Source organism: Rhizobium sp. BR 314 (genome assembly GCF_047445805.1).
Lineage (GTDB): Bacteria > Pseudomonadota > Alphaproteobacteria > Rhizobiales > Rhizobiaceae > Rhizobium > Rhizobium lusitanum_B.
The window spans coordinates 96094-123010 of record NZ_JARWLA010000014.1; the positions used below are offsets into that span (position 1 = coordinate 96094).

21 protein-coding genes are annotated in these 26917 nt (G+C 57.6%); 15 read left to right on the forward strand and 6 right to left on the reverse strand.

The genetic code is table 11. From position 1 onward, the window contains the following. Positions 1 to 235: 235 nt before the first annotated feature. The 7 genes from QD461_RS18765 (at position 236) to QD461_RS18795 (ending at position 11028) form a co-directional block, all read left to right on the forward strand. Positions 236 to 1378, forward strand: a complete 1143-nt coding sequence (locus tag QD461_RS18765; RefSeq protein WP_414089159.1) for an ABC transporter substrate-binding protein — start codon at positions 236 to 238, stop codon at positions 1376 to 1378. 129 nt (positions 1379 to 1507) lie between these two features. Further along, a complete protein-coding gene (locus tag QD461_RS18770) occupies positions 1508 to 2953 on the forward strand; it encodes an amidase (protein ID WP_414089111.1) in 1446 nt (481 codons plus the stop codon). Between the two features lie 330 nt (positions 2954 to 3283). Then, the gene (locus QD461_RS18775) at positions 3284 to 4798 is read left to right on the forward strand and encodes a malonate--CoA ligase (RefSeq protein ID WP_414089112.1); all 1515 of its coding nucleotides are present in this window, start codon (positions 3284 to 3286) and stop codon (positions 4796 to 4798) included. Positions 4799 to 5024: 226 nt separating this feature from the next. Beyond that, positions 5025 to 5363: a hypothetical protein gene (locus tag QD461_RS18780; protein WP_414089113.1), complete on the forward strand. Its 339-nt coding sequence runs from the start codon at positions 5025 to 5027 to the stop codon at positions 5361 to 5363. A 323-nt stretch (positions 5364 to 5686) separates the two neighbouring features. Continuing rightward, positions 5687 to 5992, forward strand: a complete 306-nt coding sequence (locus tag QD461_RS18785) for a hypothetical protein (RefSeq protein WP_414089114.1) — start codon at positions 5687 to 5689, stop codon at positions 5990 to 5992. 487 nt (positions 5993 to 6479) lie between these two features. Further along, positions 6480 to 8300: an ABC transporter ATP-binding protein gene (locus tag QD461_RS18790; RefSeq protein WP_414089115.1), complete on the forward strand. Its 1821-nt coding sequence runs from the start codon at positions 6480 to 6482 to the stop codon at positions 8298 to 8300. Positions 8301 to 9117: 817 nt separating this feature from the next. Next, positions 9118 to 11028 (forward strand): potassium transporter Kup, encoded by a 1911-nt coding sequence (locus tag QD461_RS18795; protein ID WP_414089116.1) that lies wholly within the window; start codon positions 9118 to 9120, stop codon positions 11026 to 11028. An 88-nt stretch (positions 11029 to 11116) separates the two neighbouring features. On the opposite strand, the gene QD461_RS18800 is transcribed toward QD461_RS18795, so the two are convergent. Both QD461_RS18800 and QD461_RS18805 read right to left on the reverse strand, forming a co-directional pair. Continuing rightward, a complete protein-coding gene (locus QD461_RS18800) occupies positions 11117 to 13378 on the reverse strand; it encodes a putative bifunctional diguanylate cyclase/phosphodiesterase (protein ID WP_414089117.1) in 2262 nt (753 codons plus the stop codon). Positions 13379 to 13640: 262 nt separating this feature from the next. After that, entirely contained in the window at positions 13641 to 14102 is a 462-nt protein-coding gene (locus QD461_RS18805; protein WP_184705715.1) for an Lrp/AsnC family transcriptional regulator, read from the reverse strand. Positions 14103 to 14275: 173 nt separating this feature from the next. Between QD461_RS18805 and QD461_RS18810 the strand changes: the two genes are divergently transcribed. After that, positions 14276 to 15163, forward strand: coding sequence for a DMT family transporter (locus QD461_RS18810; protein WP_414089118.1), 888 nt, complete (start codon positions 14276 to 14278; stop codon positions 15161 to 15163). A 182-nt stretch (positions 15164 to 15345) separates the two neighbouring features. On the opposite strand, the gene QD461_RS18815 is transcribed toward QD461_RS18810, so the two are convergent. Further along, positions 15346 to 16242, reverse strand: coding sequence for a fructose bisphosphate aldolase (locus QD461_RS18815; RefSeq protein ID WP_184705711.1), 897 nt, complete (start codon positions 16240 to 16242; stop codon positions 15346 to 15348). 91 nt (positions 16243 to 16333) lie between these two features. Further along, positions 16334 to 16792: a hypothetical protein gene (locus tag QD461_RS18820; protein ID WP_414089119.1), complete on the reverse strand. Its 459-nt coding sequence runs from the start codon at positions 16790 to 16792 to the stop codon at positions 16334 to 16336. A 273-nt stretch (positions 16793 to 17065) separates the two neighbouring features. On the opposite strand from QD461_RS18820, the gene QD461_RS18825 reads away from it, so the two are divergent. The 3 genes from QD461_RS18825 (at position 17066) to QD461_RS18835 (ending at position 21131) form a co-directional block, all read left to right on the forward strand. Continuing rightward, positions 17066 to 18454, forward strand: coding sequence for a TIGR03808 family TAT-translocated repetitive protein (locus QD461_RS18825; RefSeq protein WP_184705707.1), 1389 nt, complete (start codon positions 17066 to 17068; stop codon positions 18452 to 18454). A gap of 380 nt (positions 18455 to 18834) precedes the next feature. Then, the gene (locus tag QD461_RS18830) at positions 18835 to 20214 is read left to right on the forward strand and encodes a hypothetical protein (RefSeq protein ID WP_414089120.1); all 1380 of its coding nucleotides are present in this window, start codon (positions 18835 to 18837) and stop codon (positions 20212 to 20214) included. A gap of 5 nt (positions 20215 to 20219) precedes the next feature. Continuing rightward, positions 20220 to 21131 (forward strand): glycosyltransferase family 2 protein, encoded by a 912-nt coding sequence (locus tag QD461_RS18835; protein WP_414089121.1) that lies wholly within the window; start codon positions 20220 to 20222, stop codon positions 21129 to 21131. Positions 21132 to 21265: 134 nt separating this feature from the next. Here QD461_RS18835 and QD461_RS18840 read toward each other — a convergent pair whose 3' ends face one another. After that, the gene (locus tag QD461_RS18840; protein ID WP_414089122.1) at positions 21266 to 22090 is read right to left on the reverse strand and encodes a family 1 encapsulin nanocompartment shell protein; all 825 of its coding nucleotides are present in this window, start codon (positions 22088 to 22090) and stop codon (positions 21266 to 21268) included. Between the two features lies 1 nt (position 22091). After that, positions 22092 to 23153 (reverse strand): Dyp-type peroxidase, encoded by a 1062-nt coding sequence (locus QD461_RS18845; RefSeq protein ID WP_414089123.1) that lies wholly within the window; start codon positions 23151 to 23153, stop codon positions 22092 to 22094. A gap of 383 nt (positions 23154 to 23536) precedes the next feature. Between QD461_RS18845 and QD461_RS18850 the strand changes: the two genes are divergently transcribed. From QD461_RS18850 to QD461_RS18865, 4 genes are all read left to right on the forward strand, one after another. Next, a complete protein-coding gene (locus QD461_RS18850) occupies positions 23537 to 24337 on the forward strand; it encodes an aminoglycoside N(3)-acetyltransferase (protein WP_414089124.1) in 801 nt (266 codons plus the stop codon). 221 nt (positions 24338 to 24558) lie between these two features. Further along, the gene (locus tag QD461_RS18855) at positions 24559 to 24930 is read left to right on the forward strand and encodes a hypothetical protein (RefSeq protein WP_414089125.1); all 372 of its coding nucleotides are present in this window, start codon (positions 24559 to 24561) and stop codon (positions 24928 to 24930) included. An 8-nt stretch (positions 24931 to 24938) separates the two neighbouring features. After that, the gene (locus QD461_RS18860) at positions 24939 to 25526 is read left to right on the forward strand and encodes an ANTAR domain-containing response regulator (protein WP_414089126.1); all 588 of its coding nucleotides are present in this window, start codon (positions 24939 to 24941) and stop codon (positions 25524 to 25526) included. A gap of 34 nt (positions 25527 to 25560) precedes the next feature. After that, positions 25561 to 26835 (forward strand): CmpA/NrtA family ABC transporter substrate-binding protein, encoded by a 1275-nt coding sequence (locus QD461_RS18865; RefSeq protein WP_414089127.1) that lies wholly within the window; start codon positions 25561 to 25563, stop codon positions 26833 to 26835. Positions 26836 to 26917 lie beyond the last annotated feature (82 nt).

A 26917-nucleotide genomic window follows, 5' to 3' on the forward strand; every position in this document is an offset into this window, starting at 1 on the left:
ATAAAGCCAGCCTGGCTTGGATGAATTTAGCACACGCAACTGGCATCAGCCCTCTCTATACTGGGCGCGCTATTGGTTCATATGTGTGGAACCGCAGCACTCATATCCGAGCCAGATATAAGTTATACTCATTGATAGAGAACTCCAAAATGCATCCGATGCCGCAAGAAGCATCCGGATAATAAGAGGGAACAAAATGAATAGAACTTGCGACATCTTTTCTGGCTCATTTTTCATGGCAATGGCAATCTCAGGTGTAGCATCGTCGGTGCAGGCGGCTCCCATCTGCAAAAGTGACCATATTCATATCGGCGCTATCTCAACAATTACAGGCCTTTCCGATTTTTCCGATGCACCAAAGGCAACAAAAGCAACATTTGATGCGTTCAATGAAGCTGGTGGCGCAAATGGATGCAAGGTTGACTATATTATCGCTGATGACAAAGGTGATCCACAAGTAGCATCTCAGGCAGCCCGGGATCTGATTGACAACAAGAATGTTGTCGCTCTTGCTGGCGGCGCAAGCCATCTGGATTGCTCCGTCAATGCGGGGATCTACAATCGAAATGGAGTGCTATCAGTTCCAGCCGTCGGTATAGATCCTGTCTGCTTTAATGCTCCGAGCATTTCTCCCGTCAATGTCGGTCCATATACGCTCAGTACCGTGATGCTCGATTATGCAAACAATACGCTTAAAGCCAAGAACCTATGTGCCTTCTTCATTGTCATTGGAGGTACTAAGGAGGCATATGCAAATGCCGTATCCGCATGGGAAAAGGCGAGAGGAAAGAAAATGGCCCTCGTCGATATGACGCTCCCACCACAGGGGGATTTGACGCCTTATCTCATTCGGACACGCGATGCCGGTTGCGATGCCGTGCTGACCAACCATGTGGAGCCGGGAGCAGTCCAATGGGTCAAGACTGCTGATGCGCAGAAAATTTCCGGTATCAATTGGCTGTTTCTGGCGGCCAGCTACACCGAAGGCGTAGCCACATCGCTCGCCAACAGTAAGCAACCTGTCTATGTCGGAACCGAGTGGGAACCATATACTGAGGACGGTGGGGCCAATGCCGATTGGGCCAAGACCATGGAGAAGGCTGGCTTGAAAAAGACAGCTTTCTCGCAGGGCGGCTATCTTGCCGCAAAGGTGATGATTGACGTGATATCCGGGATCGACGGCGAGGTCACTCGCGATTCCGTCACTTCAGCCTTGAAGCAAGGTGGAAAGCTCAACTATCCGATGGCCGGCAGCAGCTACGTCTTTGGCGATGCAAAAGCCCATTCGCCAATGAAAGCCACGAAGGTCATGCAGCTTGTCGAGGGAAAGTGGACCGTCAAAATGGATGATTGGTATTCGCTGCCCCAGGCCGAATAGTCTGCGATCAGGTCGGCGCGCGCCCCGATTGGGGTCGCGCCAGCGGCACGCGCAAGATCAAAGACTGAGAGCGCAGGAAGCATAGCTCAGGGTTCGCGGCACGCTCAGAAAGTATGGAGAGGCTATCAGATGGCGTCATATGCCAAGTTCACCGGCCCGGAACTCTCAGCAAAGGAGGCCCATGAAGTCGTCGGATTGTTGCGACGGAGGGAAATCAGCCCATCCGAACTTTTGAGCGCAGCCTATGATCGCATAGAAGCGGTCGAACCGGCCGTCAATGCGATGCCGACCCTCTGCCGGCAGCGAGCGGAAGCTGAGGCCCGTCACATCGCAAACAGCACCGATAGCGCGAGCACCATGCTTTGCGGATTGCCGATATCAATCAAGGACCTGACCAACGTTGCCGGCGTGCGCACGACGATGGGTTCAAAAGGGCTCGCCGAGCATATTCCACAGGAAAGCGATCCGCTTGTATTGCGCCTCGAGGCGCGGGGCGGCATCGTCACGGGCAAGACCAATACCCCGGAATTTGGCGCAGGCGCGAACACGTTCAATGCGGTGTTCGGCATGACCAGGAATCCATGGGATACGTCGAAAAACGCGGGCGGATCGTCAGGAGGTGCGGCGGTATCGCTTGCCACCGGCGAGGTATGGTTGGCGCACGGATCCGACCTTGCCGGATCGCTTCGAACGCCCGCGGCATATTGTGGCGTCGTTGGCCTCCGGCCCAGTCCTGGGATTGCCGGCGGAGGACCTGGCCCCATCAAGTTTCACAGGGAAGGCGTACAGGGGCCAATGGCGCGCAGCGTGCGCGATTGTGCGCTGTTTCTCGACGCCATGGCGGGTTTCGACCCTAGGTCGCCCATTTCCTACCCACCTCCCTCGGATCCATATGAGGATGCCGTCACTCGGGCTGAAGGCAGCCTTCGGATCGCCTATACACCCGATATGAATGGGTTTGCTGTCACGTCCAAAGCGATGGATGAGCATCTGCGCGCGGCGCTGCTTCGTTTGGAACGGGCCGGCTCAATCGTCGAGGAGGCCTGCCCGCCTTTGCCGGATTTGGATCGAACATATCGCGTCCTTCGTTCAATGCTATGGGCCGCGCTGCCTGGCAGGGCTCCGACGGAGGTGCAATGTCATTTCAAGGGCACACTTCGCGAAAACATCGAATTCGGAAAAGCCATCACCATTGAAGATGTTTACGACGCCCAACATGGCCGCACGCGAATTTTCGACAATCTGGTCGGCTTTCTTGAGAATTTCGATGTCCTCGCATGCCCGGTGGTTGGTCTCATGCCGGGTCCGATAGAGGAGGAGTATCCAACCCATGTCGATGACGTCCCGCTAGACGACTATATCAGCTGGTTACGGTTTTCATATTTGGCGACGGTCACAGGTCTTCCGGCAATATCCGTTCCTGTCGGCCTGAACGAGGATGGGCTTCCTGTGGGACTGCAACTGATCGGCCAACCTCGGGGAGAGGCAGCCTTGCTTGCCGCAGCTCGTATCGTCGAAGCCAATCTGGGCGGCCCTCTTGGGCCTATCGACCCGATCGTCACACATCGCTGCTAGCAATCGGATTGGCTCCAGTGACGGTCTTCTTCCTCGGCAGCCTTTGCCTGCACTCCTGTCTGATGATTTCTGCTGACAGCATACGCGGCTTCCAATGCCGAGGGGATGGCGATGGGTCCCCTCGCGATGCGCGGCGCTAGTGGTGCGATGGTCGGCAATTTTCACGAACTCGGCCAAATCGAGATTGGCCGGGAACCATTCGCTCGCGTGGCGCAGTCATTGCGACAGCATCCACTCGTAAGCTACTTATTGTAGATCAACGGGAGAGCGCTTCATCTCCCATATGAATGGAAGCTGCGCCAAAAGAAGCGTCTCAGGGGAATTGCTACAATGAACAACTACCTTTTCGATGCGATACGCACTGCCGCAACAGAGGATGCAACCTTTATCGAAACGCCGGACGGTGGACGCTTATCCTATGCTGATATGTTCGATCGCTCCGGGCGTCTCGCCGCGGCGATTTGCGAGCTGGGCGTGTTGCCGGGCGATCGAGTGGCAGTCCAGGTGGAGAAGAGCCCGGACGCGCTCATGCTCTATCTCGCTTGCCTTCGCGCCGGAGCGGTCTATCTCCCTCTCAACACGGCCTACACCCTGAAGGAGCTTGATTACTTCGTTGGCGATGCCGAACCCAAGCTTATCGTCGTGTCATCCAGATCGCTTGAAGGCGCACACGCCATCGCAAGTGCCTATGGCGCCCATGTCGCGACGTTGGATGAGACTGGCGGCGGCTCGTTACTTGATCTTGCCCGAACCAAGAAGGCGAACTTTGCCGATGTAAATCGCGACGGTGACGACCTTGCGGCGATCCTCTACACATCAGGAACGACCGGTCGGTCGAAAGGAGCCATGTTGACGCATAACAATCTCCTCTCGAACGCAGTCACCTTGCGCCGTTCCTGGCGCTTTACGAGTGCAGATAGATTGATCCACGCCTTGCCGATCTTCCATACGCATGGCCTGTTCGTCGCTACCAACGTAACCCTGCTTGCCGGGGCCTCGATGTATCTCTTGCCCAAGTTCGATCCGCACGAAGTCCTGCAATTGATGCCGGCGGCGAGCGTGATGATGGGCGTTCCGACGTTTTATGTTCGCTTGCTCCAGCATCCCGGGCTAACGCGGACGGCGACAACCGGCATGCGCCTGTTCGTCTCCGGTTCGGCGCCGCTGCTTGCCGAAACGCATCGCAGCTTTCACGAAAAGACGGGTCATGCGATTCTCGAGCGATACGGCATGACCGAAACCAACATGAACACCTCTAATCCCTATGTCGGGGATCGGATCGCAGGCACAGTCGGCTTCCCCTTGGATGGCGTCGAGGTTCGCATTACAGATCCCGACTCCGGTCGCACGCTTGCATCAGAAGAGACCGGGATGATCGAGGTGAAGGGACCCAATGTCTTCAAGGGCTACTGGCGGATGCCCGAAAAAACCGCCGCCGAATTTCGCGCCGACGGCTTCTTCATCACTGGCGATCTCGGAAAGATCGACGAGCGCGGCTATCTCCATATCGTAGGCCGTGGCAAGGATCTGGTGATTTCGGGGGGATACAACATCTATCCGAAGGAAATAGAGACCGAGATCGACAGCTTGCCGGGGGTCGTCGAAAGCGCCGTCATCGGAGTTCCACATCCCGACTTTGGCGAGGGCGTTACCGCCATCGTCGTCGCAGACAAGGATGTCGGGCTCGACGAGCAGACTATTCTTGATGGATTGGTGGACCGTCTTGCTCGCTACAAGCAGCCAAAGCGCGTAATATTCGTCGATGAACTGCCGCGCAACACAATGGGCAAAGTGCAGAAAAATCTCCTTCGCAACGCCTATGCGCAGCTCTACAAGGAGAGCTGACACCAAAATTCGAAACAGAGTCTCTTCCAGTCTCCACGACGAAGAGGCTTTCCGGATCTCAATCCGCGGCGGACATCCGGGCTCTGCGCGCCCTTGCGTGCCGACTTTTGCCACGCCCCTTATCTTTACGACGCGGCTCATTCCGACACTGCCAGCGCGCCTGATTTAGCACGGCGTTAACCCAAACCATGCAAGGTTGATGAGGCTCCAAATAGGGAAAATTGATATGGTTTCTGCGATCTCCTCTTCATCGACGGCAGCAGCAACTACAAACTCTTCGTCTTCGGCCGCCACCGAGGCTCAGCTCAAGGTCACGATCAAAGAGAAAAACAGAGAGCTCGACAAGGCGACAGACGAGAAGACGAGGGCCGCTCTGCAAAAGCAGATCACCAAGCTGCAAGCTCAGCTTCAAAAGCTGCAAAATGCCGACAAAGCGAAATCCACGGCAGGTGCGGACGAGCAGAACCATGCATCGACCGCGACGCTCTCGGGTGAAAGCGACCGGATCGGCAGCAAGAATTTCGATAGCGCCACTGACTTCGGCCAGCGGGAAGCCTACGTCTGAGGCATCTCTTTTCCTGGGTACGTCACGCCCCCAACCTCCTCGTTCTCACAGGACTCCAGGCGCAAGACCGTCGGGCACTTTACTGGGATTGCGCTAACTTCCCGGAAGGTGCCGGTGCGGGTCTACCACGAAATCTGGGCCGCGACGAGGAGCCGTCTCCTTGCCCCTTCAACGCGGCTTTCTCCTCTCTAAAGATCGGACACAGCGAATTCTGCGGGCAGGATGGTCCCAGCGGATTCACGCGGTCGTTTGTATAAAAGTTTGAGTTGACCACGTTCGACGGCAAGGAGACACTCGGAACTGCAACAAGGCAGGAGGAAAAAATGGACGAGCAGAACCGCTGGCTCCACATGGCCAGTGCGCCAAGAGACGGCAGCCGGATCCTCGTGACGATCCGCCCATCGGAACAGGGGCCTGCGGAGGTTGATCTCGCCTATTGGTCAAATGGCGATCAGTTCGGGACGGAGGGATGGCGGGCTTCCGATTCGGCGCCAGGCCGCATCATCGAATATGCCGAGCCGGAGCTGAAATGCTGGATGCCGATGCCGCTGGCCAGCCTTACTCGCGCCTCCATGCCTTCTCCCTGGGAAGGCGATGATACCCAGCAGCTCGACGGGTCAGGTATCTGAGAAATCCATCGCCGTCGGATAAGGAGCCAATCGCGCGCTGAGGACAAAACCCAGAGCATGGTTCCAAACCAGCCTTTTGTCAGCGGACAGGCCAACCGGCGCCAACTTGCGGCGATGCCGACGAGACCCGCATCTGTCGCTACTGAACAGACTTCCTGACGCAAATCGATGGACTTGCCGATGTTGCAACTTTGCCGCAACTCACAACTTAGCCGTAAATATCGCGAAATTTGACTTGGCCTGCGCGCTTAACCAATCTAGGATTGATAATCTTCAACACGGTTCCAGGGAGTTTCAATGACAAATTTTTCAAACTCCCCAGTGGCTTGCGCGACTATCGCCTGAAGCCGCCGGCGCTTTCAACGCCAAAGAACCCGATGAACTGGCTCTAACCTTCTCATCGATCGCCTCTCACCAAACCATTTCGCGCGATTTCGCGCGGACGTTCCTTTCCCTATGACGGAGCCGGCGAAAGCCGGATACATCAATGGCTCTCGGTTTCAAATCCCGCCGCAGCGGGTCCTTTCGCAGCGTTTTTAAATATTGCTGGGCTCATTGGAAGCATCAGCCGGGCCGCATGTCATTCATGCTGTTCACGGTGATGCTGTCGACGCTTGCCGATGTGCTCACGCCCTTGTTCTCTGGTCGTCTGGTGGATGCGGTCGTATCCGGCAAGGCCAGCGACATAGCAACATGGAACAATGCCATCACCGCATTCTTTTGGCTGATGGTACTATCCATCGGTGCTGTCATTCTTCGGCATGCCACCTTCACCGCCATCATCGGCTTCACGCTGAGGTCCATGTCGGAGATCGCGGCGAATTCCTTCTTCCACATCCAGCGGTTTTCGAGTGACTGGCACGCCAACAGCTTCGCCGGTTCCACTGTTCGCAAGGTGACCCGCGGCATGTGGGCGCTCGACCTGCTCAACGACACCGTCTTCATCGCGCTGTTCCCATCGCTGGTTATGCTCATTGGCTCGACAGTTTTGATGACGTGGTACTGGCCGATGATGGGATTGCTCGTCGGCGCCGGATCCGTACTCTTTATCGCGTTCACGGCCACAATGGCGCTGCGCTATGTCGCGCCGATGGCCAGCATGGCCAATAGCTGGGATACGCGCCTCGGCGGTGCCCTTGCCGATGCCGTAACCTGCAACGCCGTAGTCAAGGCTTTTGGCGCCGAAGACCGGGAAGATAGGCGTCTCGCCACGGTCATGGGCAAGTGGCGGGACCGGACCGCGCGTACATGGATGCGAGGCACGGTGAATGGCACCCTGCAGAGCGCACTTCTCAGCCTGTTGCGCGGCTGCGTGCTGGGCCTTGCTCTATGGCTCTGGGCCAACGGCAAGGCCAATGCGGGCGACATCACCTTTGTGCTAACGGCGTTTTTTATCCTTCAGGGATATTTGCGTGAAATCGGCATGCACATCCGCAACCTGCAGCGCTCGGTGAACGACATGGAGGAACTTGTCACCATCCATGCCCAGCCTTTGGGCGTGGAGGACCTTCCCGGCGCGCCAGCGCTCCACGTCAAGGCTGGCCGGATCGAATTCGATCGCGTCACCTTTCACTATGGCAACCATCATGACCCGCTCTACAGAGACTTCTCGGTTACCATCAAGCCTGGCGAGCGCGTCGGCCTCGTCGGCCATTCCGGTTCGGGAAAGACCACCTTCATCAAGCTGATCCAGCGCTTGCATGACGTAAATCACGGTACGGTCTTAATTGATGGGCAGGATATTTCGAAGGTGGCGCAGACTTCCCTTCGTCGTCAGATCGCGATCGTGCAGCAGGAACCCATCCTGTTTCACCGCTCGCTGGCGGAGAATATCGCCTATGCGCGGCCAACGGCCACACATGCGGAAATCAGGCGGGCGGCAGAGCTTGCTAGCGCCCACGACTTTATCGAAGCCCTGCCGAAGGGTTATGGGACGCTTGTCGGTGAACGCGGCATCAAGCTTTCCGGCGGCGAACGGCAACGCATCGCCATCGCCCGCGCTTTCCTGGCCGATGCGCCGATCCTGATCCTCGACGAGGCGACTTCAAGTCTCGATTCCGAATCGGAGATGCTCATCCAGCAGGCGATGGAACGGCTGATGGAGGGGCGCACCACACTCGTCGTCGCGCACAGGCTGTCGACCGTGCGCGCGCTTGACCGACTGCTGGTCTTCGAACATGGGCACATTGCCGAGGAAGGCACACATGCCAGCCTCATTCGGCGCAATCGCGGGATTTACCGCGGACTGTTCGAGCGCCAAGCCCTGGAGCTGACGCGGGGGATCGCAAGCGAGGGGTTGATCGACTAAGTGCCCTGCTCACCGAGCGCGATGATGCATCCTTGACCCTGAAACGTCAGGAGGAGGATGCATCATTGGCTGCGTGGCGTATCCATCGTTATCCAAGACGCGCCGCATGCTGAGGGAGGCTATTTCCGCCGGTCAGCCTGTCTGCTGCCGATTTCGCTTTGACCTTGGCCAATGTGCGGGTGCCTGGACGATATCTGTAGTGTCACGGCCGGATTCTCTGCCGCGTTGATGCAAGAGCACCCGCCCCAGGGTCGGTTGGCCGATGTTTTGGCGAAACCGGGCCTAAATACTTCAAGAGGCCAAGCTTGCCTGCTCACTGGGATCCCGCCTTCACGGGACTTGCTCACTGCAATGAAGTGCATGGGAAGTGCATGGCGCGAACGTCGTCACCTGGCTGACAACGCAATCATCACATCGACGACCTGAAGCTTCGTCAATCACTCAAGATATCTGGAGACAGATCGAATCTCAATCGAGCTGGACGCTTGGAACAGAATGCGACGACAGCGGATACCATTGAAGATTGCATGATGCCGCCGATTCGAGGATTGGAGCAGGTGGCATCGATCTATACTCAAATCGTCAAGTTGCAGCAATTGACGTTATCGAGACACCGCAGTCGAGAATAGAACAGCCTCGCTCGCCAATGAAGCTCTGGTGCCTATCTACATCCCGGCGGGATATCGGCAGCACAGGCAATACTTAGCCAGCTCTCTGCCAGAGGCGCAACAAACAGAATGATTTCCGGCGATCCGTCATCTACTCTTCCCAAACTGCGTTTACGACTATAATCTCGAAGCAAAAAATGGGAGGACTGATGACAGCGACGACCGACACCAAATCGCTGGCGCTCCCGCCAAAGAAAACCTTTGCAATGCCACTTGCTGCGCTTGGTATCGTTTATGGCGATATCGGCACAAGTCCACTCTACGCCCTCAAGGAGGCGGTGAGGGCAGCGGCGAACGGATCGCCGCCGGTTGCTCAGGCGGTCATAGGTGCGGTATCCGTCATCTTTTGGGCCTTGATCTTCATTGTCTCGCTGAAATACGCCGTTCTGATCCTCCGAGCCGATAATCGCGGCGAAGGCGGAATCGTCGCGATGCTGGCGCTGCTGCATGCCCGTGAGGCCCCTGCCCGCTCACCACGGGCGATCCTGCTTGTTGTCGGGCTCGTCGGCGCCGCCCTGCTCTACGGAGATGGGACGATCACGCCGGCCGTATCCGTGCTTTCGGCAGTCGAAGGCCTAAAGGTCGACGCGCCGTCGCTCAGCACCTACGTCGTTCCCATTACGATTGCGGTGCTGGTCGGCCTGTTCGCGGTTCAGCGATACGGAACCTCTTCCATTGGCCGCGTCTTTGGACCAATCATGCTCCTCTGGTTCATCGCCATCGGGCTTCTGGGTCTTAAGGGCCTTCTGGAAGGCCCCGCAATCCTTGCGGCATTGAATCCGCTCAACGCGCTGGAATTCCTGCTGGGTGTGAGCTGGGGAGTAAGATTTGCCATGCTCGGCGCTGCCTTCCTGGCCGTGACCGGCGGCGAGGCCATGTATGCGGATATGGGACATTTTGGACGCGGCCCCATCCGCGCCGCATGGTTCGGCGTCGTCCTTCCCGCGCTGACCTTGAACTATCTTGGCCAGGGCGGCCATCTGCTCGCCTATCCCGCTGCGAGCGACAATCCGTTCTTCCAGCTTTCGCCTGACTGGGCGCATTATCCGATGGTGTTCTTTGCAACGGCTGCAACCGTGATCGCAAGCCAGGCCATCATCTCGGGCGCGTTCTCGCTTACACAGCAGTCCATACAGCTCGGCTTCCTGCCTCGTATGCACGTGAAGCACACGGCGGCGCATGAAATCGGTCAGATCTACATTCCGTTCGTCAACGTGCTCCTGGCGATCGGCACCATCGCCGCCGTACTCGTATTCCGGTCATCCGACGCACTTGCCGGCGCCTATGGCATTGCCGTTTCTGCGCTGATGATCATTACGACAGTTCTGGCGGCCCTGATTGCACGGCAATGGGGCTATAACCTGGTGGCGGTCGTTGCCGTCAACGGCAGCTTCTTCATAATCGATGCCATCTTCTTCTCGGCAAACAGCCTGAAGCTACTGGAAGGCGGCTGGTTCCCGCTTCTGCTCGCTGCCCTCATCGCCTTCGTCATGCTGACGTGGCGGAGGGGCGAGCAAATCGTTGAAAGGATGCGTGTCGACTTGCGGCATCCCGAAGACGAGATGCGCAGAAAGATCGCAGATCCGAACCTCATCAGGCTGCCCGGCGCCGCCGTCTTCCTGACCTCGGCAAAGACCGGCATGCCGCTGGCAATGGCGAATTTCCTGCGGCATAACCATGCACTCCACAAACGCATTCTTCTCATCACCGTACAATCGAGCGAGCAGCCGAGAATTGCCGATGCCGCACGAACGGAGGTGTCCGAACTGGGGTTTGGGGTCAGCCGCGTTGTCATCAGCTATGGCTTTACCGAGCAACCGGATGTACCGCATGCGATCCAAAAAGCGGTGGAGAGCGGCATTCTGGACGGACTTGATCCTCGCAAGCTTTCTTACATCATCGGGAGCGAGACGATTATTCCGTCCGAACATTCACGCGCAATGTCGCATTGGCGCGAGATTCTGTTCGCATTCGTACAGCATAATTCGGAACGTAGCGCCGTCTGGTTCAAAGTTCCGCCAAAGCAGGCCGTGGAATTTGGCACGGAGATCGAGATTTAAAGATCGGCTTTACCCGTCTCTGACGTCGACCTGAAGGGGCGACGACGGGCAAAGATCATGGTCAAAGCCAAGCGCATTTGCTGACCGTTTACCTATGATCGCAACCATTGTCCTCAAGCAGGCGACTGAAGCGCTCTTCTTCCACCGGCCGGCTATAGAGATAACCCTGAATCTGGTTGCATCCGCTTTCGATCAGGAAGCGGGCCTGCTCCTCCGTCTCCACGCCTTCGGCGACGACCTCCAGACCCATTTTCTGGGCAAGCGAGATAATGGCCGAAGTAATGGCCATATCATCGGCGTCATGCGGGATATCGGCGATGAACGACCGATCAACCTTGAGGCGGGACAGGGGGAATCTCTTAAGCGCGCTGAGGCTCGAATAACCTGTCCCAAAATCATCAACTGCAAGCTTCACACCAAGCTTTTGCAATTCGTGCATTCTGGCAATTGAACCGGAGAGATCCTTCATGATCAGGCTCTCGGTGATCTCAAGCTCAAGCCAAGAGGGGTCGAGACCGGCCTCATGTAACGCATCCGCCACCGTCTCGATCAAGCGCTCCTCCTGGAACTGCCTTGCGGAAACATTGACGCTGATCCTGATTGGCCGAAGTCCTTGATCCTGCCAAGCTCTCGCCTGCCGGCAGGCAGTTCTGAGCACCCATTGGCCAATCGGCATGATCAAGCCGGTCTCCTCGGCAAGTGCAATGAAGTCACCAGGATAAACCAAACCCTCGCCCGGGCGCTGCCAGCGAACCAGGGCTTCTGCTGCGATGATCCGACCGGTTTGCACATCCACCTGTGGCTGGTAATGCAGCACGAACTCGTCACGGAGCACCGCCTGACGGAGTTCATCGGTCCGCGAGAGCTTCTTTCGAACGGCCGCCGTCATTTCCGATGTGAATAAGGCAATTCCGTCGCGTCCCAGCTCCTTTGCGCGATACATGGCCAAGTCTGCGGATGCGAGCAGATCCCCCGCAGACTTGCCGTGACTGGGATAACTGGCGATGCCGATACTGCAGGTCACTCTGAGTTCGATCTCGTCGAGCGCAATCGGGCGCACAACGGCTTCTCTGATCAAGGACAACAGGGCCAAGGAGCTCTCGACATCCATGTCCTCCAGGATAATCACGAACTCGTCTCCGCCGATCCTGGCGATGGAACCATGGTCGCTTGCCAGCCCATAGATCCTGTCAGCGACGATCTTTAAGAGTTGATCGCCCGCCGAATGGCCAAGACTGTCGTTGACGAGTTTGAAGTTGTCGAGATCGAGGAATGCCAGCGCAACTTCACTCCCTTTGGAATCAGCCTTCTGCATCGCGAGGGTGAGTTTTCGGTCCAGCAACGCACGATTGGCCATTCCCGTCAGCGGATCGTGATCGGCAAGAAATCGAATCCGCGCTTCTGCGCGGTGGCGACTGGCTGCGATCCCCGCCATGTGCACGGCAATCGAGACGAATTCGGAGAAACCGGGCTGATACTGTGAGTCTTCCGAAGAATAGAGTGCAAGGACCCCTTCCAGTTGACCGTCGGCATCGGAAATTGGCAAGCAGCGGCACTGATGATCAATCTCGGAGATATTGGCCCCACCGAAGGCAAGTTTGAGTGCCGCTGCGGTCGCCGCAAGGTCAGCGGAGGCAGATCCGATGGGGGTTGCGTTCAAGCGTCTGCGATATTCATTGTTCAAGGTCGGCGCGGCTGCCAAGTGCAGCAGCCCCGGATCCGTGCCTGTTGTCAGCAGCGCGACATGCACCCCTTTTGCGAATTCCGCGATCATTCGTGCGAGCTCTTCGAGGAAATCTCGAAACGATGTTCCTCGCGCTATCATTTCGAGCAGATAGGCTTGGGAGCGCATGCGACGCTCCGCGGATTTTTGCGCGGTAATGTCGCGGGATGCCCCGACGACACCCACGATGGCTCCAGACGCGTCTCTCAACGGAACGCGCGTGAACATCAGCCATTGTTCCTCGTCGGTGCGAAACGCCAACTCCTCGCTACCGAAATGAGGCAGCCCCGTTTCGGTGACACGACGCTCGACCTCCGCTGCAATTTCTGCAACATGATTTGGCAGGAAGTCGAAATCGGTCCGCCCAACCAAATCTGCCAGATGCAACAGCCCGTTGTTGATGACGACTGCCTGGTTTGCAAACAGAAAGCGGCCTTCAAGGTCTTTGGCGTATATATAGTCTGGGATCTGATTGATCATGTTCTCGAGCCAACTCTGTTGCTCGGTGACGTCAACATCCCGATGAGGATTCTCAGCTCCCTGGCGCAGCACAGCTGCATACGAGGCCAGCGCGACCTCGGAGATGGAGATTGGCAATTTGCGATCCGCAATAACGCCTTTAGTCAAGGGACTTCCTCAGAACAAATGTCAAAGAACATTGTGCTTTCCAGAGGTTATCCTCGAGTGAACGGCTATCGGCCGGTGGAGACAAGCTGCAATCATGGTGAACGAGCACTTGCTGTAACCCTATTCACATCGATGACATCGACTATTTACCACCCTGCCTTTATTGCAACTTGATGCAAAAGCGCCGCCGATCCGAGGGGCGTCACGAATACCCATCGAAAAGAAGTGTTCCGGCATTTGTGCCGGCCAATTCCACGGCGCACTAAACCGGCAGAAGTGCATCGGGTTTCACATCGGCAACCGAAGCGTAAGTGTGCGTTTCGCGAACGCCAGGCAATGGCAGGATGACCCTTTGCAGAAACTCCTGAAACACGGTCATGTCGGCTATTCTGGCCTTCACCAGATAGTCGAAACCGCCGACGACCATATGGCATTCCAGCACTTCGGGCGCATTCGCGACGGCGTCCGCGAAGCGATCAAAGACATGCGGCGCCGTCTGATCGAGACGGACCTGAATGAACACGATCGTACCGCGTCCAAGTTTTTGCGGGTCAAGCACCGCTCTAACGGCTTTGATGAAACCCTCCCGGAACAGGCGTTTCACTCTTTGGCTCGTCCCTGTAGGGGACAGGCCGACACGGTCAGCGAGATCGAGGGTGGTGCGCCTTCCGTCTTCCTGCAGCAGCCTGAGGAGGCTGAGGTCGATGCTATCGAGATCGCTCATTTGGAAATCCACGCAAAATAGGCACAAATTCAGTGAAATTCACTTAGAAGATGCGAAATGAATATATTTTGTGGCACCAGCATCCGCAGTAGCCTGTGTTTCGATTGTAGAGGGGTCACGGAGCGATTGGCCTTCCGTAACCCCTCAACTACTCCTGCAGGGGACGGGTGTGCATGATGGGGGACCAGGAAAAGCCGAATCGAAGACTTGCCCTCGCCGCCGGGCTGACAATGGTGGCGATTACTGCCATTCAATTCGTCGCGGCTCGCTTCAGCCTGCGCGAGCATTTGACATCGGCAGACATCACCAGCCTACGCTTTTCAGGGGCAGCCCTTGCCTTTGCGCCCATCATCCGGCGAACGGGCCTCGCGAAGATGAAGGCGCTCGGGTGGAGGCGTGCAACCGTGCTGGCTTTGCTCGCTGGCTTTCCTTATCCATTGATTATCAATACCGGTCTGACTTACGCCCCGGCCTCGCACGCTGCCGCCATATGCCCCGCCTCGATCGTCTTCTTCTCGTTTTTACTCGCACGCATCGTTTTTCGGGATGCCGTTTCCGGCGTTCGCTCGGTTGGCATCATGGCCATTATTGGCGGGCTGGCACTCTTTGCTTTGCTTGGCAACAGCGATGTGCGGGACGCATGGCGCGGCGATATCCTCTTTGCGGGTTCCGGCATCATGTTTTCCGCCTATGCCGTCCTCCTTCGGCGATGGGCAGTGGACGCTGTCACTGCGACAGCTGCCGTCATTTTTCTATCCTGCTTGCCGGTGCCATTCGTCCACTTTCTGGCACCAACCGGTTTCGGCTCGGCATCGGTAGGTGAGATCGGCATCCAACTCGCAATCCAGGGGCTCCTCGCCGGTGCGGCGGCGATATTTCTATACAGCTACGCCGTCAGGCAACTTGGACCGCATATCGCATCATTGTTCATGCCTTGCATTCCGATTGCGACGACATTGATGGGCACGATGGTCCTCCAGGAGATCCCAACTCCCATTCAGCTGATAGCTATTCTCATCATGATCGTCGGCATGGCAGCGCCGGCGCTGCTGAGAACTTGACGCGAAAAACTCAAAGTTCCGGTTGAGGCTCGATGGAGAGCTTCTGCTCTTCGCGCTCACCGCTTGAGGCGCGGCCATAGAGACAATGTCCTCTAGCCTCCGCATCTGGAAAAGGCGGCAAACTGGATTTACGGGCTGCCGAGGGTCTCTGCCAACCTGACAGAGACCCCAAAGTGAACGACTTAGACCTTTGTGACGCTACCGGCGTAGATCTGGTCGATGGTCGCAGCGAGGCTCTGATCGAATTCGGCATCGCTCATGCTGACGCGCAGGTCTTCGGTCAGGGCACGCGAGAAGCTGGCGATCATGCCATGGTTATGACTGAGCTTTTCACAGGCGTCGGCACGGGTATAGCCGCCCGACAGGGCCACGACACGGATAACGGCCTTGTGGGCGACGAGCGGCGCATAGAAATCCGCCACGGTCGGGATGGTGAGTTTCAGGATCACCCGCACGCCTTCTGGCAGGGCATCAAGCTCCTTGACGATTTCATCGCGCAAGATGGCTTCTGCTTCCTGCTTCGTCGGGCTCTTGATCGAGACTTCCGGCTCAATGATCGGGATGAGGCCGTGTCCAAGGATCTGCCGGCCTACTTCGAACTGCTGCTTGACGACGGCGGCAATACCGACCGGATCCGCATTGGCGATTACCGAACGCATCTTTGTGCCGAAGATGCCCTTTTTCACCGCGCGGGCGAGCAGAGCGTCGAGATCGGGCATAGGCTTCATCACTTGCACGCCATTCTCTTCGGCGGCTAGGCCCTTATCGACCTTGAGGAAGGGTACAACGCCGCGGTCTTCCCAGAGGTAGGACGGAACCGGCTTGCCCTTGGCTTCACCATCCATAGTCTTTTCGAACAGGATCGCACCAATAACCTTATCGCCGGAAAAGCTGGGTGCCGTCATGATGCGCACGCGCATCTCGTGCATCAGGCGGAACATCTCCTCGTCGCCGCTATAATCGGAATCCGCGATCCCGTAGAGGCGCAATGCTCCCGGAGTGGAACCACCGCTTTGATCAAGGGCGGCAATGAAGCCCCCCTTCTCGGACATTTGCCACATCTGTTTTGCGTCGGCCATGCTTTCCTCATGAATGTTGCGACTACCCCAAGAACTGACGTAACTATCGACCAGAACAAGCGGGCGCTGTCCAGAGCAGGAAGCGCGAGACTCAAAGAAATACGAACAAATTCAATATATTTAAATCGATTTTAATTTTTAAATCGATTTGATTTTTCCTCCTCAATGCATCCCCGAAGCGCCCGTTTGGTTGCAGTATCCAATGACAAAACCAGCGCGCGATCCGGTTCATCACACAGAAAGCACCGATCTGCGCCGCCGCCCAGGCATCACTGCTCGGCATCGCTAATCCCATATGCCCGAAGCGTCGCTCACACGTGCGATACGTCGGACTTCCGATCAGTTCAAAAGCAGGATGCATGGCTTTGCCGAGAAGTTCAAGGTGCTTGGCAGTGATCGAATATTTGCCATCAATCGCGATGAAACAGCAAAGCGGTCCGTAAGTGAGATTGCGCCCGCTGGCCTTATGTCGGCGGTTTGAGCCAGCGCATTTCCCTGCCCGCCTTTGCCCGATTGCTCGACACCTTACGCGATCTTCGTTCGACGCCACGCATGATTTGGTGTTGGCACCTTATTCTTGCGAGCAACTTCTGAGCGGAGTTTTTAAGACGGCATCGAAGCATGCCTTATTTCGAGCCGGCGACATCAAAACGACACGTAGTCGCCGGTCGCAAACCTAAGAAGATCATAGCTTCAACAACATGGCGCCACAAAGAAAAATTACAACCATAGCGTCCTTCGGCAATGAAGGGCACGGTTCTTTGAAACATCAAAATCTAAGTGGGAAAATATGACTATATATCAGAAATCACTCGATAATTTGATGGTTATCACACAGGCATCTTCCTCGCCGGGCACCGGATGGTCTGCTGTAGCAAATCTGCAAACGGCCGTTAATAATGCACGCAGTAGTGCAAAACCGCTTCAGCTGCTCCCCGGCCTCTACCTCACATCTCAGATCCTTGTCGACGCGGCAAGCGGCGGCGGAAACCGCCTTGAAATGTTTGCCGAGCAAGGCACCGTTACCGTCAGGTTGAGCGGCGCGGCACCCTATCTGCTGGATGTGAACAACGTTCCGGATGTCGTCATTCGCGGCATCAATTTCGACGGCAATAACCAGGCGATCACCTCTTCCGGAATAGCCGGTCTCATTCGCTTCGAGGGATCATCCACGACGGACTTCATTCTCTCGGAATGCAGCGTTACGAATTCACCGGTGGCTGGGATCTATGCAGCCAGCAATGCGCGCGGCCGCATCGCTGACAATCGCATTTCCAATTGCGATACCGGGATTTTTTCCATCGATTGCACGGTCTATATCGAAGACAACGGCTTAAGCACGCTGAACAACAACGGCATTTGCGTCTGGACCAGTTCGCTTGGCGGCAACGGTTCGCTGGTATCAGGCAATACGATCAACTGGGTCAACAACGCAGCGGGCGGCACCGGCCAATACGGAAACGGAATCCTAGTCTACAGGGCCGGCAATGTTAAGGTCAGCGCAAACAACATCTTCAATACGAAATTCTCCGCCATTCGCCTGAATGCCGCCACCAACAGTCACGTCGTCAACAATTACTGCTGGAACCTGCAGGAGGCAGCGATCTTCATCGAAGCACCGGGCGCCGGCGAGAATCTGAGCGGCTGCATCGTCAGCGGGAACAACATCGATACCGCGGGACTAGGCATTACGGTCGCCAACTCCGGTCTCTACGGCGATGGCCTTGCGGATCGCTGCTTGGTGTCGAACAATATCGTCAACAACATCACCAACAACGCCATTCCCTACCCCGATGGCTCGAAGCCCTTCACCACCGGTCGCGGCATTACGGTGGAGACCAACACGATCGTAACCAACAATGTCATTACTTCGACGGCGGGCGCGGCAATTGGCTTGGGGGTCAATGATGCGGCCAAGGATATCATGGCGAGTGGCAACCTGATCAACAATTGCCCCATGGGAATAGCCTACTCAGCCAATGGCTCTGCTTCGTCTATTCTTGTCAACTCGAACATTGTGCGGGGTTATCGCAACATTACCAATGTGTCTGATCCCAACTATCCGATCTCGGGCGCCATCGTCTCGTACAGCTTCAACGGTACTCTCTTCCAGCGAGACACGAATGGTGGTTCACCGAACACCGATTACGGTAATGCGACGCAGACGAGCTCCGGTGCGCTTACCGTCGGCATGAACCGCGCAAATCCCTAATTGATCCCATTAGGCAGCCCAGCCGATTTCCGGCTGGGCTCTTTTTTTCCGCCCTACGCCGCTGAAAGGCGATCCTTTCTCGCGGGACCGTGGCCTCCCAGTGAGGCCTCCCGCCAACCCTGCGGCCCATGATCGGCACCGGTATCGGGACTTCCCGTCTCGTCCACGATCGTCCCATTCTGACCATCGTATCATGAGTTTGAGAGGCCTGCGATGCCGTTGGTGCTGAACGAGGCGGCGACGCGTCGATTGGTGGCCTCTATTAATCTTTTTGCTCTATCTCATCTGGTTGAGGCGCGAGGCAGATGCGTTCAGACGTTGAGTTGGGTAGGGAACAGCGACATGATTGATAGGTTCCATTTGAAGAGGATCGCGGCCTGATGGCCAAGATCGCTGCCCTGGGCGCCTATCTCTATCAGTCGCTCGTCGCCTTCGGGCTGCTCATTGTCATCGCCAACCTGCTTCCCGCCAAAGATTATGCGGGCTATTCGCTATTCATCTCCATTGTCCAGTTCGCCGACATCGTCTGCTTCCAGTGGATTAGCGCCGCCTCCAGCCGCTTCTACCCTGGCCCCGACCAGGCCAGCGAGCAGGTTGAGCGCGGAGTTATCGGCACCGAACTTGCCGGCAGTGGCGGCATCTGCTTGCTCGTTGCCTTTCTCGGGCCGCTTTTCGGCATCTCTATCTGGCTGGGGCTGGTCGGGGCATTGGCGGCGATCCTGCAGGGCGCAGGCGAACTGCATCTGACGATGCTGCGATTTCGACAGGAGTTCCGTCTCTTCTCCTGGCTTCAGGGTGCGCGCGCGACGACGCTCGCGCTAGCCACGATTACCGGTGCCGCGCTCCGTGCCGATCTCGCTCACGTTGTTGCCGGCGTTATGGCCGGCAATGTGATCTACTGCACACTCGCCTTATTTCAATCGCGCCAAGTGATGCCTCTCTCCGCATGCTGGGATGGCGACATCGTAAAGCGTAACCTCGCTTATGGCGGCATATCAGCCGGAGCCGGGGTCGCAACGCTCCTGGTGCCGCTCGGCATCAAGTCCATTCTGCTTGGGTCGCTGGGTTCGGCTGCCGCCGGCCCGATGCTGGCGCTTGACCTGCTTCAGCGCCCTTTCGTGATGCTGACCTCGTCGCTTCAAGCGATCCGCTTCCCCGATCTGGTGGCGCAATTTGACCGGAAGGGCGGCGCGCAGACGATCCAGGCTGAGCTTGGCAGATATTACGCGCTGCTGGTGGGGCTTTCACTGATTGGCGCAGCTGCAATCGTCGCGACACTTAGCCTTGCGACCCAGCTCGTCGTACCGGCTGGCCTTCGGGAGGCATTTCTGCACGCAGCGCCCTTCGTGATGCTGATGGCGATGCTGCGCGCGGTCGTCCAAACCGTGCTTCCGACGCCAGCGCAACTCAAGCGTCTGCTGCCCATCATCCTGGGGCTGGCGATTATCGAATGCGTTCTGACCTGCGGCGGCGCACTTGCAGCTGCATGGCTTGGCGCCGGCACCCCTATGGCGGTGACCGCCGGAGCGGCCACCGGGGCAGCAGCGGCTACTCTTATCGGGGTGTTCATGCAGCGCTGGCGATCGTTCACCATGCCGTGGCAGCCGGTGCTGCCGCCAGCGGCCGCATTGCTGCTTGCCTGGCTGATCTCCGCATGGCAGCCAGGTAGCCTGCTGATCTCCACGGGTCTCGCGCTCGTTGCCGTGGCAGCCCTTACCGCTCTTCCCCTGCTAACCCTCGTTCGCTGGATCGCAGTGTAGATATCATGATCGACACATCTCAAACCAAACCTGTTGTCATTGTCGTGGGGATTGCCACCACGGGGCGCCGTGAGGTCCTTCGGGATACGCTAGCACAGATCGACAAGCAGGAGCGGCGCCCCGATCGTATTCTGATCTGCCCTGTTAACGACAGCGACGTCGATTGGGACCACGCGGCAGAGCTCGCTGCTCCTGTGGAGCATGTCGTCGGCCCACAGGGTTCGAGCGCCCAACGAAATGCCATCTTCGACGCCGCCGGCGAAGCGGATCTGATCGTCTTCTTCGACGACGACTTTCTTCCGGCCGATCGCTTTCTTGCCGAGACTGAGCATCTCTTCCTGCAGAATCCGGACATCATCGCCGCGACCGGCCATGTTCTTGCCGACGGCATCCGCGGCTCGGGCATAGATCTGCCGGAGACGTTTTCAATTCTGGCAAGCGACACTGCACCTGAGAGGGGGGAGGCGCGTGTTGCGCCGGCCGAAAACCTCTATGGCTGTAACATGGCGTTTCGCTTTGCGACGATAATGCGGATCGGCGCACGCTTCGATGAGAACCTGCCACTCTATGGCTGGCATGAGGATATCGATTTCTCAGGCCAGCTTGCCGGCAAGGGCCGCATCGTGTTTGCCGACGCGCTGCGCGGCGTCCATCGGGGCGTAAAACGCGGTCGCACGTCCGGTCTGCGGTTTGGCTACTCGCAGATCGCGAATTCAGTCTATGTCGCGCGCAAGGGTACAATGGGGTGGCGAAGAGCGCTGCGTTTTGCGATTGGAAACACCTGCGCGAACATCGTTGGCAGCCTGCGGCCGCAGGGCCTCGTCGATCGGCGCGGACGATTGAAAGGCAATCTCCTTGCTCTTTCAGACCTGCTCCGCGGCAAGATCGACCCGAAGCGCATTCTGTCACTGCGCTGAGCATTCCGGCGCAGGCGACCGCAAGTCTACGCGCATGCCGAAAGTGATGGCGGACAATCTCAAGCCCGCCAAAACTGCCATTGCTGGGAATGGGAGCTGCTGCGCGCGAGCACTCCTTCCCCCGTCGTTTTGGCCTACGAGCCCTTTTCCGCTTCTCCCGGAGCGGGCAAAAGGGTGACCGCTGCCTCGGCCGTCAGCACCCGAAAGGTGAAGCTTTCCTGAAAGTAGAGCTCGACTGCTGTCGCGGAATGGTTGAGATAGCCTATGGAAATGTCCTGGCCGAGATCGAGTTCGAAATCACCACTTCTGGTCGTCAGGACGTAGCCACCCTTGATCGCCGGCGCCCAGAAGATCCCGCCATCGACGATTTTTTCGATATGATGGAGCACCGGATACCCCTCGTCGCTGCCGCCGCTTGCGGCTGTGTAGGCTTCCTCGCCAAGAACCAGGGCGTAAGGCCCTTCGACGCCGGCAAGGCGCAAAAGGCCAACGGCCTTCGCGACGACGTCCGGATAGTTTTTGACACTTGCGGAAAGGGTCAGGGCGGGATTGCTGCTGCTCTCACCGATCCCCTGGATATCTGCGGGCGCAAAACCTTCGAATACGGCGCGGTCCTCACTGAAGGCGAGCCTGCGTGCCGCCTCCTTGATCGGAGACCAGTCGGAATCCTCCGCACCTCGGTCAACATCATCGATGGCCGATCGCGAAAGTTCGAACGGAACACGCAGTTCGACGACCCGTCTGACCTCTCGCAGGGAAGCCTGAACGCCATCGCCCGGGCTCGCGACTTTCTTGACGTGCCCTGTGCCGGTGGCCGAAAAATCGAGTCCTTTCGGCCCATCGACATCGACGACACGACGCGCAGCCAAATGGCGCTTGAGTGTTCTCTTTGCTTCCGCCTCGATCTGCTCCCAAGCCTTTTCGGAGATGGGAGCAAGCTCCCGGTGAAGATTGTTCATGTCAAACCTCTTTCCTTAATGAGCCGATCCCGAGGGAAGCGTCCATGCTTTCATTGCGGGCGGCAGGCTTTGCATCATCTGACCTATCGGCAGCAACGGGTTCGGCCGCTGATGGGGCAGCGTCTGACTCGACACTCTCCAGGAACATCGCGGATGGAATGAAGAACAGGCTGCCTGTGACCGCCCGACTGACATCAAGCAAGCGATCATAATTCCCGGGCGGACGGCCGACAAACATGTTGACAAGCATCTGCTCGATGCGCACCGGAGATCTCGCATAGCCAATGAAATAGGTTCCAAACTCGCCCTTCCCGACGTCGCCGAACGGCATATTGTCTCTGACGATATCAAGCTCCTTGCCATCTTCGACGATAGTCGTCAGGGCATTATGGGCATAGCTCGGCTTGACGCTGTCATCGAGTTCGATATTCGAGAATTTCTTGCGTCCGACGATGCCTTCCTGCACTTCGACGGGAATCGCATTCCATTTCTTCAGATCGTGCAGGTATTTCTGGACGATCACATAGCTGCCGCCGGCAAAGGCCGGGTCTTCGCCATCGATGATCGCTGCGTCGATCGCTTCCTGGTCGACTGGATTTTCCGTCCCGTCGACGAAGCCGATCAGATCGCGGTCGTCGAAATAGCTAAAACCCTGGATCTGATCTGCGGTCGCCACCGCATCGCCAAGCCGCGACATGATTTCCATTGCCAGCTCGAAACAAAGGTCCATACGTGCCGCGCGAATGTGAAAGAGCACGTCGCCCGGGGTAGAAACAGCATGATGCACACCGCGAATTTCCTTGAAAGGATGCAGGTCTTTCGGCCTCGGTCCATCAAACAGGCGGTCCCACATATCGGATCCGAAGCCCATGACGCAGGAGAGACGACCTTCGAGATCACGAAATCCAACCGCCCGCAGCAGCCCGCCGAGATCAGCGCACATCGACCGGACGGCGGCTTCGCTTTCGCGACCTGGATTGATGGTGAGAACGATAAAAATCGCCGCACGCGTTAGGCGCGCGACGACGGGTTGCGGGATTGGTTTCGTATCTACTATTGCCATGGTCTATCCGTTGGACCCTTCATGTATCACACCCGACATGCAGGCAGAGAATGATATTGGTCGCAAGCGCCTCGAGGTCACAGCGCTTGCTTTCCACTTCGATTTCCGACGCGCCTGCTCCTTAAAGACGGCATTCAACCGGCAGTCTCCTGCTGACATGACCGTTTGGTCGGACCATAGCCTATCTCATCGTCAATTGTATTGAAGGTCAATCGGCTGTGCCCGATGCGACATCCCTCCGCCCTGCCGCTGATCTTGCGGTTCAGCCGGCATCGAGCAAATGGGGCTGGCTGTATTTCCCCCTTTGCGACGCTATCATCGCTGTGACACCCGGTCTTCGGACGCCCGACAGCGTCAGAAATATAAGCAGCAGAGAGAATGCCATGAGCGAAGCAGACAAGATCGCCCGAACCAAATCCCCGGTCACCGTCGACAGCCTGACCGCCGATCTCGGCAAGATCGGTGTCCGCCACGGCGACATCCTCATAGTGCACACATCGCTCGCCTCCCTGGGGTGGGTCTGCGGTGGAGCTGTCGCCGTCATCCAGGCCTTGATCGAGGCGGTGGGATCGGCGGGCACTCTCGTAATGCCGGCGCATTCGGCGCAGATAACCAATCCCGCGAACTGGGCAATGCCTCCTGTACCCAAGGAATGGATCGAGCCGATTAAGGCCAACATGCCTCCCTTCGATGCCAGAACCACGCCGACGAGGAACATGGGAGCCGTTGCCGAGTTATTTCGGATCTGGCCCGGCGCGGCAAGGAGCAACCACCCCTCGACATCCTTCGCGGCTCTCGGGCCTCTGGCGGAGGAGATCACGAGAGAGCATGCTCTCGATGATCCCCTCGGAGAGCACTCACCTCTGGGTGCGCTCTACAGGCTGGAGGCCAAGGTTCTTCTGATCGGCGTCGATTTCAACCGTTGTACGGCACTGCATCTTGCAGAGCAACGCCGATGGCCGGACCGCCCGCGGATAAGGGAGGGCGCGCCGCTCATCATCAGCGGCAAGCGGCGCTGGATCGAGTTCGAGACCGCTCAGGTGATGGATGATGACGAGTTCCTGGCAGTTGGGGCCTCAGCCATGGAAGCGGGCCTTGTTACCAAATCGCCCTTGGGAGAGGCGGATGCCCGGCTGACCCGCACGAGGGAGATCGTTGATCACGCCGTGACAATGTGGGGCTGAAGGCGCTTGGATATTTAGTCGGCAAGGCTCGAAAGCCCGAACACTATCCTCCGCCGCCTTGGAGGCTGACGAGCATCGGCGGCGGTTAAACGTGCTCATCACGAATTGCTGCAGTATGCGCATTGAGTGCCTATCAAACAGGCACTCATTTCGAACTCTATCGCCTGCGGCATAGAAATCCTCAGTATTTACAAAGCATTACTTCATGGCACGCGACTTGCTTGGAACAACTCGAGCGGCTTTGCGGCAGTGACGCGCTTTGGTTCGAAGAGTTCGAAAGGGAACATCAAGTGGGACTGCTCCTGCCATTCTTGTGCATTGCCATCGGCTTCAGTTGGGCGGATTGCTCCTCCATCTTCACCTCGGGGCCGCAGATGTCGCATAGCCGCCTCGCACTGGTAACGGCTTCGACCAGCATATTCCTGTGCGCGATCGGCCTTTCATTCGCCAATTGCGGTGTGCTTGCAGGTGCGACCTTGATCGCTTGCGGCATGACGATCGCGCTCGCGCTCGGACGAACCCTGTCGCCGCTCTGGTCCCTGCTGATATCGGCGGGCGGTTTCGCGATCTATCTGCATGGCGTCATCGATTGAAGGTGGCGATGGTCCTCTCCGAGTTGACAATTCTGATCATCGACGAAAACGTGATCCGCGCCTCGATCATCGAGGAAGGGCTACGTGAAGCCGGGCACGGCAAGGTCATGGTCATTCATGAAGTCAACGGTGTTGCCCGCGTCATCGAGGCGCTCAAGCCGGACGTCATCGTCATCGATATCGAAAACCCAAATCGCGACATGATGGAGCACCTTTTTCAGTTGACGCGCACCGTTGGCAGGCCGATCGCGATGTTTGTCGACAGATCCGATACGGCCCAGATCGAGGCCGCCATGGAGGCGGGTGTTTCGGCCTATGTCGTCGACGGATTGAAGAAGGAGCGGGTCAAATCCATCCTCGACATGGCGGTCAGCCGCTTCAACGCCTTCTCCCGCCTTCAAAGAGAGCTTGCCGAAGCAAAATCCGCTCTGGAGGAGCGCAAGATCGTCGAGCGCGCAAAGGGCATTCTGATGAAGATGCGCGGCCTGTCGGAGGAAGATGCCTTTGCACTCCTGCGTCAGACAGCCATGAACGAGAAGAAGAAGATCTCCGAAATCGCTCAGAGTGTGGTGACGGCGGCTGGGCTGCTGATGTGATCGCGATACCGGGAGAAAGCCGAGGTAAGAGAAGATGACGATAATCGAACGCTCCAGTAGCAAGCTTATTGCCCCCGAACGCGTCAGCGGCAGGGAGCAGAAGGTCCTGCGCGCCGGCTTTATTCCGCTCGTCGATGCTTCCGTCCTGATCGCTGCGGCCGAATTCGGCTTTGCAGCCAGGGAGGGACTGGCACTCGAACTAGTCAAGGATGTCTCATGGGCCAATGTCCGCGACCGATTGGCCTTCCGCCAATTCGACATCGCACACATGCTGTCGCCGATGCCGGTGGCTTCGATGCTTGGCCTTGGCTCCAATCCTTCGTCGACGATCACCCCCTTCTCACTCGGCCTGGGTGGCAGCGCGATCACTCTTTCCGTCAGGCTGTTCGATCGTATGCGCGATCAAGCTGGGATTGCTGAACAGGCGAGCGCACTCGAAAACGCCAGGGCGTTGGCGGTCGTGCTTTCGCATGGGAAGGACCGTGGCGAGGCACCTCCGACGTTCGGAATGACCTATCCGTTCTCGTCTCATAATTACGAGTTCCGATATTGGCTGGCCGCCGGCGGTATCGACCCTGACCGGGACGTGAAGCTCGTCGTCGTCCCACCGCCGCTGACATCCGACGCACTTGCAGCCGGCGCCATCGACGGTTTCTGCGTCGGCGCTCCCTGGAACATGGTTGCGTCCGAGCGCGGCGTTGGGCGCATTGTCGCCGCCAAGCAGGACATATGGCCCTCCGCTCCGGAGAAGGTGATTGGAATGCGCCCGGATTGGGCCGAGAGCCATCCCGAAACGGTTTCACGCCTGATCGTTGCGCTTGATGCCGCCGCCCGCTGGTGCGACCGGTCGGAAAATCACGACGCGCTCGCCGAGGCGCTTGCCGATCCCCGCTACATCGCGGCGCCCGCCGCCATCATCCGCCGCGTGCTATCAGGTGAATTCAACCTCGATGCCAGGGGCAATCGGCGCGTGATCGATCGATATTTTTCCTTTCATGGCGACTTTGCCAATTATCCGCGCCCAAGCCAGGCTCTATGGATATTCAGCCAGATGATCCGCTGGGGCCAGATTGCCCTATCCAAACAGAACATGAAAATCGCCGCCTCGGCCTATCGTCCGGATCTTTACAGGCTCGCACTCGGCGCCGGAGCGGGGCCGGACGAGGCCGATATCCGCATTGAGGGCGATAAGGAGGGCGATCGCTTCATGGACGGACATGTCTTCGATCCCGCCGAAATGGCCGATTATGTCGAAGGATTTGCCGTGAAGGCAGCAAGCGCAGCACAGCTCTCGACGGACGACATTTAAGACCCGCCGCGTACGCTGCACTGCACAGAATTGGCGCAAGGCCTTCGATCGCAGAGCGCGCAGTCGCCTAAAATGTTAGCAG

What these genes read in the sequence shown, in the direction of transcription:
- QD461_RS18840 (WP_414089122.1), bottom strand. Translation starts at nt 22,090, where the DNA reads ATGAACAATCTTCACCGGGAGCTTGCTCCCATCTCCGAAAAGGCTTGG.
- QD461_RS18790 (WP_414089115.1), top strand. Translation starts at nt 6,480, where the DNA reads ATGGCTCTCGGTTTCAAATCCCGCCGCAGCGGGTCCTTTCGCAGCGTT.
- QD461_RS18780 (WP_414089113.1), top strand. Translation starts at nt 5,025, where the DNA reads ATGGTTTCTGCGATCTCCTCTTCATCGACGGCAGCAGCAACTACAAAC.
- QD461_RS18845 (WP_414089123.1), bottom strand. Translation starts at nt 23,153, where the DNA reads ATGGCAATAGTAGATACGAAACCAATCCCGCAACCCGTCGTCGCGCGC.
- QD461_RS18765 (WP_414089159.1), top strand. Translation starts at nt 236, where the DNA reads ATGGCAATGGCAATCTCAGGTGTAGCATCGTCGGTGCAGGCGGCTCCC.
- QD461_RS18825 (WP_184705707.1), top strand. Translation starts at nt 17,066, where the DNA reads ATGGTTATCACACAGGCATCTTCCTCGCCGGGCACCGGATGGTCTGCT.
- QD461_RS18770 (WP_414089111.1), top strand. Translation starts at nt 1,508, where the DNA reads ATGGCGTCATATGCCAAGTTCACCGGCCCGGAACTCTCAGCAAAGGAG.
- QD461_RS18795 (WP_414089116.1), top strand. Translation starts at nt 9,118, where the DNA reads ATGACAGCGACGACCGACACCAAATCGCTGGCGCTCCCGCCAAAGAAA.
- QD461_RS18775 (WP_414089112.1), top strand. Translation starts at nt 3,284, where the DNA reads ATGAACAACTACCTTTTCGATGCGATACGCACTGCCGCAACAGAGGAT.
- QD461_RS18860 (WP_414089126.1), top strand. Translation starts at nt 24,939, where the DNA reads ATGGTCCTCTCCGAGTTGACAATTCTGATCATCGACGAAAACGTGATC.
- QD461_RS18810 (WP_414089118.1), top strand. Translation starts at nt 14,276, where the DNA reads ATGATGGGGGACCAGGAAAAGCCGAATCGAAGACTTGCCCTCGCCGCC.
- QD461_RS18830 (WP_414089120.1), top strand. Translation starts at nt 18,835, where the DNA reads ATGGCCAAGATCGCTGCCCTGGGCGCCTATCTCTATCAGTCGCTCGTC.
- QD461_RS18850 (WP_414089124.1), top strand. Translation starts at nt 23,537, where the DNA reads ATGAGCGAAGCAGACAAGATCGCCCGAACCAAATCCCCGGTCACCGTC.
- QD461_RS18835 (WP_414089121.1), top strand. Translation starts at nt 20,220, where the DNA reads ATGATCGACACATCTCAAACCAAACCTGTTGTCATTGTCGTGGGGATT.
- QD461_RS18785 (WP_414089114.1), top strand. Translation starts at nt 5,687, where the DNA reads ATGGACGAGCAGAACCGCTGGCTCCACATGGCCAGTGCGCCAAGAGAC.
- QD461_RS18815 (WP_184705711.1), bottom strand. Translation starts at nt 16,242, where the DNA reads ATGGCCGACGCAAAACAGATGTGGCAAATGTCCGAGAAGGGGGGCTTC.
- QD461_RS18865 (WP_414089127.1), top strand. Translation starts at nt 25,561, where the DNA reads ATGACGATAATCGAACGCTCCAGTAGCAAGCTTATTGCCCCCGAACGC.
- QD461_RS18805 (WP_184705715.1), bottom strand. Translation starts at nt 14,102, where the DNA reads ATGAGCGATCTCGATAGCATCGACCTCAGCCTCCTCAGGCTGCTGCAG.